We start from the raw sequence: 10,182 nt of genomic DNA, 5'->3' as shown, positions 1-10,182 counted from the left end.
GCGGCTCAAATCGGTTTGACTGTCACTCAGGAATGGACAATCCAGCACCAAACCTCGTGGGAGCGGGCTTGCCCGCGAAGCTGTTGACGGCCTCAAGGACGCCTTCGCGGGCAAGCCCGCTTCCCCAAGGGGCTGAGTCAGCCGCCCTCTCAGCGTTGGATTTCGTTCTCATGCTGCTGCAGGTTCGCCTGGGTCAGGTTGCATCCGGCCGGCACGCTGCGGGTCAGCCAGACGTTGCCGCCGATAGTGGCGCCCTTGCCGATGGTGATGCGGCCCAGGATGGTCGCGCCGGCATAGATCACCACGTCGTCCTCGACGATCGGGTGCCGCGGGTGGCCCTTCTGCAACTGGCCGTCCTCGTCCGCCGGGAAGCGTTTGGCACCCAGGGTCACCGCCTGGTAGATGCGCACCCGTTCGCCGATGATCGCCGTTTCGCCGATCACCACGCCGGTGCCGTGGTCGATGAAGAAGCTCGGGCCGATCTGCGCGCCCGGGTGGATGTCGATGCCGGTGGCCGAGTGGGCGATCTCCGAGCTGATCCGTGCCAGCAGCGGCAGGCCGGCACGGTAAAGGTGGTGTGCCAGGCGGTGGTGGATCACCGCGAGAATCCCCGGGTAGCACAGCAGCACTTCGTCGACGCTGCGCGCCGCCGGGTCGCCGTGGTAGGCCGCCAGGACGTCGGTATCGAGCAGACGGCGCAGGGCCGGCAGGGCCATGGCGAAATCCTGGATCAGCCGCAGGGCCTTGGCCTGCACCTCGGTGTCGGCCTGTCCGTCATGCCGGGCGGCGTAACGCAGTTCCAGCCGGGCCTGGGCCAGCAGCGCATTGAGGGCGGCGTCCAGGGTGTGGCCGACGTAAAAGTCCTCGCTTTCCTCGCGCAGGTCCACCGGCCCCAGGCGCATCGGGAACAGCGCCCCGCACAAGGCTTCGAGAATTTCCGCCATGGCCTGACGCGACGGCAGTTCGCGGCCACCCTGTTCATCACTGACCCGCCCGTTGCGGCTGCGCCATTCATCCCGGGCGCCACGTAGCTGGCTGACGATGGTCTGTAGTTGCCAATGGCTGGAACGCTCGCTCACGATCAAATCTCCGACCTGGCGGCCGGACAATCGGGCCACCTGAATGGCTTTCACTTTACGGCACCGCCCTGAGCGGGAATTAAGAACGAATAGTGCTTTGCTAATAACTTTTCGAAATAAATGGTCGACGGTTGCCTTGGGCAAAAGTGCCTGCCTATAGTCGAAACATTTCCTATCTTCAGTTCGGACGCATGATCAAACAACAGCTCGCTCGCTTCGACCGCCTGCCCCTGCTCGAGCAGGCCACGCCCCTGGAAAAGCTGGAACGTCTGTCGGCGTGGCTAGGCCGCGACATTTACATCAAGCGTGATGACCTGACGCCGCTGGCACTGGGTGGCAACAAGCTGCGCAAACTCGAATACCTGGCCGCCGATGCGCTGGCCACAGGGGCCGATACGCTGGTCACCGCCGGGGCGATCCAGTCCAACCATGTCCGCCAGACCGCCGCGCTGGCTGCCCGCCTGGGCCTGGGCTGCGTGGCCCTGCTGGAAAACCCGATCGGCACCGAGGACGGCAACTACCTTGGTAACGGCAACCGCCTGCTGCTGGACCTGTTCGATGCACGGGTCGAACTGGTGGACAACCTGGACGACGCCGACGAGCAGTTGCAGGCCCTGGCCGAGCGCCTGCGCGGCAACGGCAGGAAGCCCTACCTGGTGCCGATCGGTGGTTCCAACGCTCTCGGCGCGTTGGGCTACGTGCGTGCAAGCCTGGAGCTGGCGGCGCAGATCGAGGCGACCGGCCTGAAATTCGCCGCGGTGGTGCTGGCATCCGGCAGTGCCGGGACCCACAGTGGCCTGGCCCTGGGCCTGAGTGAAACACTGCCGCAGTTGCCGGTGATCGGGGTGACGGTTTCACGTAGCGACGAGGCGCAGCGGCCGAAGGTGCAGGGGCTGGCCGAATGCACGGCCGAGCTGCTGGGCGTGCCGCTGCCGGAGAGCTTCAGGGTGCAGCTGTGGGACGAGTATTTCGCCCCGCGCTACGGTGAGCCGAATGCCGGGACCCTGGCGGCGGTCAAGTTGCTGGCGAGCCAGGAAGGTATCCTGCTCGACCCGGTGTACACCGGCAAGGCGATGGCCGGGCTGCTCGATGGTATCGGCCGGCAGCGCTTCGAGGAGGGACCGATCATCTTCCTGCATAGCGGTGGGGCGCCGGCGCTGTTTGCCTATGACGCGTCGTTTGCCTGAGCTGAGCGCCCGGCACCAGGAAATTTCCCGCAAGGATGCCCTGTAGCCCAGGGACGGCCAAACCATTAAAATGGAATAAATGGATTCTTTTATATTATTTAAGATTATAAAAAGAGCCGTTTATAGTTTCGCCTCAGGCGAATTTGCCACGAGACGCCAATACTGCTTTGAGGCAGGATGGTCGCTGGTAATAAAAGTGTCAGGTTTGCCTTCCTTTTCCCATAAAAAACACACGGGGCTCTTCATGAATATTTCCGCGTTTCGCAAGCGTCTGCTGATCGGCAGCCTGGGTCTGGTGCTTGGCGCCGGTCTGCTGGGCCAGGCCATGGCCGGTGAACAACTGAACCAGATCAAGAAAGCCGGCGAGATCAAGATCGGCCTGGAAGGCACCTATCCGCCGTTCAGCTTTGTCGATGAAAGCGGCAAGCTCAGCGGCTTCGAAGTCGAGTTGTCCGAGGCGCTGGCCAAGGAACTGGGGGGCAAGGTCAAGCTGCAGGCCACCCCGTGGGATGGCATCCTCGCGGCCCTGGAGTCCAAGCGTCTGGACGCGGTGGTCAATCAGGTCACCATCTCCGAGGAACGCAAGAAGAAGTACGATTTCTCCACGCCTTACACCGTCTCCGGCATCCAGGCACTGGTCCTGAAAAAGAACCTCGACGCGATCAAGACCGCCGACGACCTGGCTGGCAAGAAAGTCGGTGTGGGCCTGGGCACCAACTATGAACAATGGCTCAAGGACAACCAGCCCAAAGCCATTATCAAGACCTACAATGATGACCCGACCAAGTTCCAGGACCTGCGCATCGGCCGTATCGACGCGATCCTGATCGACCGCCTGGCTGCCCTGGAATACGCCAAGAAAGCCCCGGACACCGCCGCTGCCGGCGATGCCTTCTCCCGTCAGGAAGCCGGTATTGCCCTGCGCAAGGGCGAGCCTGAACTGCTCGACGCCGTGAACAAGGCCCTCGACAAGCTGCGCGCTGACGGCACCCTGAAGAAGCTGTCCGAAAAATACTTCAACGCTGACGTCACTCAATAATGGAAGCAGGCTTGCAACTCGCGCTGGACTCCGCGCCCTTTCTGCTCAAGGGCGCGTACTACACGGTGATTCTCAGCCTCGGCGGGATGTTTTTCGGCTTGCTGCTGGGCTTCGGCCTGGCCTTGATGCGTCTGTCGCGCTTCAAGCTGCTCAGCGGGATCGCCCGGGTCTACGTGTCGTTCTTTCGCGGCACGCCGCTACTGGTGCAGCTGTTTTTGATCTACTACGGTCTGCCACAAGTGGGCATCGAGCTGGATCCGATCCCGGCGGCCATGATCGGCTTTTCGCTGAACATGGCCGCCTACGCCTGTGAAATCCTGCGTGCGGCCATCGCTTCCATCGAGCGCGGTCAGTGGGAAGCTGCCGCCAGTATCGGCATGACCCGTGCGCAAACCCTGCGTCGGGCCATCCTGCCACAGGCGATGCGCACCGCCTTGCCACCCTTGGGCAACAGCTTCATTTCACTGGTCAAGGACACGGCGCTGGCGGCGACGATCCAGGTGCCCGAGCTGTTCCGTCAGGCGCAACTGGTGTCGGCACGTACATTTGAAATTTTCACCATGTACCTGTCCGCCGCCCTGATCTACTGGGTATTGGCAAGCATCCTGGCGTATTTCCAGAATCGCCTGGAAGACCGGGTCAACCGGCATGACCTGGAGTCCTGAAGCATGATCGTGGTTGAACAACTGACCAAGCAATTCAATGGCCAGAGCGTGCTCAAGGGCATCGACCTCAAGGTCGAGGCCGGCGAGGTGGTAGCGATCATCGGCCCCAGCGGTTCCGGCAAGACCACCTTCCTGCGTTGCCTGAATTTTCTCGAGGAGCCCTCCAGCGGCCGGATCCTGGTCGGGGATATCGAGATCGACGGCAGCCGCCCGCTGAGCCAGCAGCAGAACCTGGTCCGCAAGCTGCGCCAGCAGGTGGGTTTCGTGTTCCAGAACTTCAACCTGTTCCCCCATCGCACGGCGCTGGAGAACGTCATCGAAGGCCCGATCGTGGTCAAGAAGACACCGCGCGAGCAGGCTGTGGCCCTGGGCCGCAAGCTGCTGGCCAAGGTGGGCCTGGCGGGCAAGGAAGAGTCCTATCCGCGTCGCCTGTCCGGCGGCCAGCAACAGCGGGTGGCGATTGCCCGGGCGCTGGCGATGGAGCCCCAGGTGATCCTCTTCGACGAACCGACTTCGGCCCTCGACCCGGAACTGGTGGGCGAGGTGTTGGCGACCATTCGCGGGCTGGCGGAAGAGAAACGCACCATGGTCATCGTCACCCACGAGATGAGCTTCGCTCGCGACGTGGCCAATCGGGTGATCTTTTTCGACAAGGGCGTGATCGTCGAACAGGGTGAAGCCAAGGCGCTGTTTGCCAATCCGAAAGAAGAACGTACCCGGCAATTTCTCAGCAAGTTTCTGGGGGATGCGTAGGACGGATCTTTGAATTGAATAATGTACTCAGGGAATGAGTACGTTATTGCAGAAGTCCTGATGTTTGAAGTTGCAGGTGGTGTTCTTTTATTACCAGGCAACTATGCGGTTCCAAGCGCTCCAGCCCCTCTCCTTTCACCCTCGACTTAACGTAGCCGGGCTGCGCCAGGAACAGCGGACCATCTCGAAATTTCCCGATGAAAGCCCGAGAATATGGGTGGCTCAGGTAGGACGCGTCCGAATAGCCAAGCGATGGGAATCGCTGGCGATTAACGTCTTGACAGGGGCTCGGCAAAACTTTTAGCTGACTTTCCACTTATCCGGCGTTACCTGACTGCACTCGTGTCCGAGTGTGTCCGCGCTATTTTCGCGTCATAAAATTTCGGCTGTAAGGATACGGCGAAAGAAGTCATGACCTGGTTGCCGAAGCGACGCTGTCTACTTCTTTCAAGTTGAACTTATCGACAACTTATAAAAAGGACGATTTCATGAACGATTCTCTCGAGCACTCCCGACTGGCGCCGCCCGTGGTACCCCAGGCACAACGGCGGGGCATCGGTCGCCTGGCCGCCGAGCAGTTGTCGGTGTGCATCCCGGCCTATCCGGGCATGGACGAGGGCGACCTGCTCGAGCTGTTCTGGGACGGTTGTTATGTGACGTCCCGGCAGGTCCGGGCGGGCGAGCAGGGCCAGTCGGTCAGCCTGCGGGTGCCGCAGAGTTTCGTCCTCGAAGGCGTGGCACGGATTCACTACCGGCTCATGCGCATCGGTCGTGCGGCGCAGGCTTCCCCGCCACTCAAGCTGCCGGTCAAGTTGAGCTGTCCCGGCGGCCTGCCGATCGACGAGGAGAACCAGGGGCTGGCCCCGCTGGTCATTCCGCTGCCGATCCAGCGCTACGGGGTCAACCCGAACCAGATGAAGCGCGGCGTGCCGCTGACTCTGGAGCCTTATCCGAACATGGCCGCCGAGGATGAAATCACCCTGCTCTGGGGCGATGTGCGCTTCGACCTACCCAAGCTGGCGCCGGCCGATGTCGGCAAGCCGGTCACGGTGTTCGTGCCGGCCGCGGTGATCCTTGAGGCCGGTGAGGACCGCGGGCTGGACATCACCTACTGTGTGATCGACCGGGTCGGCAACAACTCCCGCTGGGCGCCGCCCCGGCGGTTGCGCGTAGGGGCGGCCAGGCATTTCATCAGGCCCGCGACACCGCGATTCTCTCGTGCCGCCCAACGCCGCCGGGAGTGAGGGGCGGACCTTCTATGCATATTCCTAAAGGTTAGTTTATTTAATTTTTATACGCGCTTAGGGTATATGCACCGGACCACCGGACCTGTTTGATTTCGTCGGTATCGCCTTCGCGATGCCTCCTGAGAGAGATGAGGTAGGTATGGTCAGGAACACCATCACCCTTGTGCGGATCGCCGGGGCATTGCGCACGCCACGGAGTGGCGCGGATGTCTAACTTGAACGAGGCACAGGTCCACAGCGACCAGGACATCGCGCCGCTGCTGCTGCCGGCGCGGGTGTTGCGCAACGACGCCGAAGCCCTGCAGGCCGCCCGTGAGCTGGCCGAGGTCGCCCGGCTCCACGCCGCCCGGCGCGACCAGCAGCGCAAGCTGCCCTGGGCCGAAATCGAGCAGTTCACCCGCAGCGGCCTGGGCAGTATCACCATTCCCCGCGAGTTCGGCGGCCCACAGGTTTCATTCGTGACCGTGGCCGAGGTGTTCGCGATCATTTCCGCCGCCGACCCGGCCCTGGGGCAGATCCCGCAGAACCAGTTCGGCATTCTCCAGGCGCTGCTCGGCACCGCCACCGAGCGGCAGAAGAAGCAGCTGTTCCAGAGCGTGCTCGATGGCTGGCGCATCGGTAATGCCGGGCCTGAGCGTGGTACCCGCAACACCCTGGAGATCAAGACCCGGATCAGCGCCGACGGTGACGGCTTCGTCATCAGCGGGCAGAAGTTCTACTCCACCGGTGCCCTGTTCGCCCATTGGGTGGCGGTCAAGGCGCTGGACGATGAGGGGCGCCAGGTCATGGCCTTCGTGCGCCGTGGCACGCCGGGCCTGCGGGTGGTCGATGACTGGTCCGGCTTCGGCCAGCGCACCACCGCCAGCGGCACCGTGCTGCTGAACGATGTGCGGGTCGAGGCGGAAAACGTCGTCGAGAACTGGCGCCAGGGCGCCACGCCGAACATTCAGGGCGCTGTCTCGCAATTGATCCAGGCCGCCATCGACGCCGGGATCGCCCGTGCCGCCATCGATGACAGCATCGCCTTCGTCCGCGAGCGGTCGCGGCCGTGGGTCGACGCCAAGGTCGAAAGGGCCAGTGATGACCTGTATGTCATCGCCGATATCGGCAAGCTGAAGATCGAATTGCATGCCGCCGAGGCGCTGCTGCGCAAGGCCGGGCAGGTACTGGACCAGATCAGTGCCGGGCCGGTGGACGCCGCTGCCGCCGCGCGGGCCTCGATCGTCGTGGCCGAGGCCAAGGTACTCACCACCGAAATTTCGTTGCTGGCCAGCGAGAAGCTGTTCGAGCTGGCCGGCAGTCGCGCCACCCTCGCCGAGTTCAACCTCGACCGGCACTGGCGCAACGCCCGGGTGCACACCCTGCACGACCCGGTGCGCTGGAAGTACCACGCGGTCGGTGCCTATCGCCTCAACGGCACCTTGCCGGCCCGCCATTCCTGGATCTGACCAGACCTCTGGAGACACCCATGTCACAGTTTTCCCCACGCGTCGCGGTCATTGCCAGCGACGAGCAAGCCCTGATCGTTGCCAGCGACCTGGCCGAGGATTTCAAGCGCGACAGCCAACTGCGCGACCGCGAGCGGCGTCTGCCGCTGCCCGAGCTGGAGGTGTTTTCCCGCTCCGGCCTGTGGGGCATCAGCGTGCCGAAAGAGTACGGCGGCGCCGGTGTGTCGAACGTCACCCTGGCCAAGGTCACGCAACTGATCGCCGAGGCCGACGCCTCGCTCGGGCAGATTCCGCAGAACCATTTCTATGCCCTGGAAGTGCTGCGGGTGAATGGCAGCGAGGCGCAGAAGCGCCGGTTGTACGCCGAGGTCCTGGCCGGTCGCCGCTTCGGCAATGCGCTGGCCGAACTGGGCACCAAGACCGCCCATGATCGCGTCACTCACCTGCGCCGCGATGGCGAGGGCTATCGCATCAACGGTCGCAAGTTCTATTCGACCGGTTCGCTCTACGCCCAGCGCATTCCCACCTCGGTGGTGGACGAGCAGGGCGTGCAGCAACTGGCCTTCGTCCCGCGCGACAGCGCCGGGCTGACGGTGATCGACGACTGGACCGGCTTCGGCCAGCGCACCACCGGCAGCGGCTCGGTGGTGTTCGAGGACGTGTTCGTCGCCGCCGAGGACGTGATCCCGTTCCAGAGCGCCTTCGAACGCCCGACGCCGGTCGGGCCGCTGGCGCAGATCCTCCATGCGGCCATCGACACCGGCATCGCCCGCGCGGCCTACGAGGACGCCCTGCATTTCGTTCGCACCCGCACCCGGCCATGGATCGACTCGGGCATCGACAAGGCCGTCGACGACCCGCTGACGCTCAAGAGCATCGGCCACCTGAGCATCCGCCTGAGTGCGACCGAAGCGCTGCTGGAACGCGCTGGCGGGTTTCTCGACCGGGCCCAGGCCGACACGAATGCCGACAGCGTGGCGGCGGCGTCGATCGCCGTCGCCGAGGTCCGGGCGATCAGCACGGAGATTTCCCTGGCCGCCGGCAGCACCCTGTTCGAACTGGCCGGCAGCCAGGCGACCCTGGCCGAGCACGGCCTCGATCGCCACTGGCGCAATGCCCGGGTGCACACGCTGCACGACCCGGTGCGCTGGAAGTATCACGCGGTGGGCAACTACTACCTCAACGATGAAAACCCGCCGCTGCGGGGGACCATCTGATGAGCAAGAAAAAGATCCTGCTCAATGCCTTCAACATGAACTGCATCGGGCATATCAACCACGGGCTGTGGACCCATCCACGGGACACCTCGACCCGCTACAAGACAATCGAGTACTGGACCGAGCTGGCGCAGTTGCTTGAGCGCGGACTGTTCGACGGGCTGTTCATCGCCGACATCGTCGGGGTCTACGACGTCTACCAACGGTCGGTGGACGTACCGCTGCGCGAGTCGATCCAGTTGCCGGTCAACGACCCGCTGCTGCTGGTCTCGGCCATGGCGGCGGTGACGAAAAACTTGGGCTTCGGCCTGACCGCCAACCTGACCTATGAAACGCCGTACCTGTTCGCCCGCCGGCTGTCGACCCTCGACCACCTGAGCCGTGGTCGGGTCGGCTGGAACATCGTCACCGGCTACCTCGACAGCGCGGCCAAGGCCATGGGGCTCGATGCCCAGGCCGAGCACGATCGTCGCTACGACCAGGCCGACGAGTACCTGGAAGTGCTCTACACGCTGCTGGAGGGCAGTTGGGAGAGCGACGCGGTGGTCAACGATCCGGTGCGGCGGGTCTATGCCGAGCCGGACAAGGTGCACAAGGTGCGGCACAAGGGCGAGTTCTACCAGGTCGAGGGCTATCACCTCTGCGAACCATCGCCGCAGCGCACGCCGGTGCTGTTCCAGGCTGGCAGTTCCGAGCGCGGCCTGCTGTTCGCCGGGCGGCATGCCGAGTGCGTGTTCATCAGCGGGCAGAACAAGGCGGCGACCCGGGCGCAGGTGGACAAGGTCCGCGCCAGTGCCGAGGCGGCAGGGCGCGACGGCCAGGCGATCAAGGTGTTCATGGGCATCAACGTGATCGTCGGCGAAACCGAAGCGGCGGCCTGGGCCAAGCATGCCGAGTATCTGGGCTACGCCAGTGCGGAGGCCGGGGTGGCGCATTTCTCGGCGTCGACCGGGATCGATTTTTCCGAGTACGAGCTGGACGAGCCGATCCGCTACGTGAAGAGCAACGCGATCCAGTCGGCGACCCGCAACCTGCAGAACAACGACTGGACCCGTCGCAAGCTGCTGGAGCAGCACGCCCTGGGCGGGCGCTACATCACCGTGGTCGGTTCGCCGACCCAGGTGGCCGATGAGCTGGAGTCGTGGATCGCCGAGACCGGCCTGGACGGCTTCAACCTGACTCGTATCGTCACCCCGGAAAGCTACGAGGACTTCATCGACCTGGTGATTCCCGAGTTGCAGCGGCGCGGCTCGTACAAGACCGCCTATGAGCAGGGGACCTTGCGCGAAAAACTCTTCGGTGAGGGCGCGCATCTGCCGCCGGAGCATGCGGGCGCGGCTTATCGCCATCCAACCGCCTGAAAGGTGACGAGCGAGCCTTTTGTGGCAAGCGGGCTTTTTGTGGCGAGCGGGCTTGTCGGGACGCCGCACCGCCGCGCTGGGCTGCAAGGCAGCCCCAATCCTTGCGACAGCGATCTGCCTGATGCGCTGGGGGTGTCGGTTTTGGGGCCGCTTTGCGCCCCAGCGCGGGCAAGCCCGCTCGCCACA

The 10,182-nt window shown here is 63.8% G+C and carries 9 protein-coding genes; 8 read left to right on the top strand and 1 reads right to left on the bottom strand.

Features of this window, described 5'->3' with window-relative positions:
- Positions 1–149: 149 nt before the first annotated feature.
- Positions 150–1,079, bottom strand: a complete 930-nt coding sequence (gene epsC, locus K675_RS0116520; protein ID WP_026145261.1) for a serine O-acetyltransferase EpsC — start codon at positions 1,077–1,079, stop codon at positions 150–152.
- Between the two features lie 191 nt (positions 1,080–1,270).
- Between epsC and K675_RS0116515 the strand changes: the two genes are divergently transcribed.
- The 8 genes from K675_RS0116515 to K675_RS0116475 all read left to right on the top strand — a co-directional run bounded on the left by K675_RS0116515 (position 1,271) and on the right by K675_RS0116475 (position 9,996).
- Positions 1,271–2,266: a D-cysteine desulfhydrase gene (locus tag K675_RS0116515; RefSeq protein ID WP_017904609.1), complete on the top strand. Its 996-nt coding sequence runs from the start codon at positions 1,271–1,273 to the stop codon at positions 2,264–2,266.
- Between the two features lie 244 nt (positions 2,267–2,510).
- On the top strand, positions 2,511–3,305 hold the full coding sequence (tcyJ, locus tag K675_RS0116510) for a cystine ABC transporter substrate-binding protein (RefSeq protein WP_017904608.1): 795 nt from the start codon (positions 2,511–2,513) through the stop codon (positions 3,303–3,305).
- Positions 3,305–3,970 carry a cystine ABC transporter permease gene (tcyL, locus tag K675_RS0116505; protein WP_026145260.1) on the top strand — a complete coding sequence of 222 codons (666 nt, stop codon included), beginning with the start codon at positions 3,305–3,307 and terminating at the stop codon, positions 3,968–3,970. The genes tcyJ and tcyL overlap by 1 nt, the downstream gene beginning before the upstream one ends.
- 3 nt (positions 3,971–3,973) lie before the next feature.
- A complete protein-coding gene (gene tcyN, locus K675_RS0116500; RefSeq protein WP_017904606.1) occupies positions 3,974–4,723 on the top strand; it encodes an L-cystine ABC transporter ATP-binding protein TcyN in 750 nt (249 codons plus the stop codon).
- Between the two features lie 488 nt (positions 4,724–5,211).
- The gene (locus K675_RS0116490) at positions 5,212–5,967 is read left to right on the top strand and encodes a hypothetical protein (RefSeq protein WP_017904604.1); all 756 of its coding nucleotides are present in this window, start codon (positions 5,212–5,214) and stop codon (positions 5,965–5,967) included.
- A 209-nt stretch (positions 5,968–6,176) separates the two neighbouring features.
- Positions 6,177–7,418: an SfnB family sulfur acquisition oxidoreductase gene (locus K675_RS0116485; RefSeq protein ID WP_017904603.1), complete on the top strand. Its 1,242-nt coding sequence runs from the start codon at positions 6,177–6,179 to the stop codon at positions 7,416–7,418.
- Between the two features lie 20 nt (positions 7,419–7,438).
- Positions 7,439–8,635 (top strand): SfnB family sulfur acquisition oxidoreductase, encoded by a 1,197-nt coding sequence (locus tag K675_RS0116480; RefSeq protein WP_017904602.1) that lies wholly within the window; start codon positions 7,439–7,441, stop codon positions 8,633–8,635.
- Positions 8,635–9,996: an LLM class flavin-dependent oxidoreductase gene (locus tag K675_RS0116475; protein WP_017904601.1), complete on the top strand. Its 1,362-nt coding sequence runs from the start codon at positions 8,635–8,637 to the stop codon at positions 9,994–9,996. The genes K675_RS0116480 and K675_RS0116475 overlap by 1 nt, the downstream gene beginning before the upstream one ends.
- Positions 9,997–10,182: the final 186 nt, after the last annotated feature.

The sequence above is a fragment of the Pseudomonas fuscovaginae SE-1 genome, from assembly GCF_000364705.1.
GTDB lineage: Bacteria > Pseudomonadota > Gammaproteobacteria > Pseudomonadales > Pseudomonadaceae > Aquipseudomonas > Aquipseudomonas fuscovaginae_A.
The sequence above is the reverse complement of the archived record's forward strand: the minus strand, read 5'-3'. Positions and strand labels throughout refer to the sequence as shown.

Coding starts and splice junctions, on each gene's coding strand:
- K675_RS0116515 (WP_017904609.1), top strand. CDS start 1,271: ATGATCAAACAACAGCTCGCTCGCTTCGACCGCCTGCCCCTGCTCGAG.
- tcyJ (WP_017904608.1), top strand. CDS start 2,511: ATGAATATTTCCGCGTTTCGCAAGCGTCTGCTGATCGGCAGCCTGGGT.
- tcyL (WP_026145260.1), top strand. CDS start 3,305: ATGGAAGCAGGCTTGCAACTCGCGCTGGACTCCGCGCCCTTTCTGCTC.
- tcyN (WP_017904606.1), top strand. CDS start 3,974: ATGATCGTGGTTGAACAACTGACCAAGCAATTCAATGGCCAGAGCGTG.
- K675_RS0116490 (WP_017904604.1), top strand. CDS start 5,212: ATGAACGATTCTCTCGAGCACTCCCGACTGGCGCCGCCCGTGGTACCC.
- K675_RS0116485 (WP_017904603.1), top strand. CDS start 6,177: ATGTCTAACTTGAACGAGGCACAGGTCCACAGCGACCAGGACATCGCG.
- K675_RS0116480 (WP_017904602.1), top strand. CDS start 7,439: ATGTCACAGTTTTCCCCACGCGTCGCGGTCATTGCCAGCGACGAGCAA.
- K675_RS0116475 (WP_017904601.1), top strand. CDS start 8,635: ATGAGCAAGAAAAAGATCCTGCTCAATGCCTTCAACATGAACTGCATC.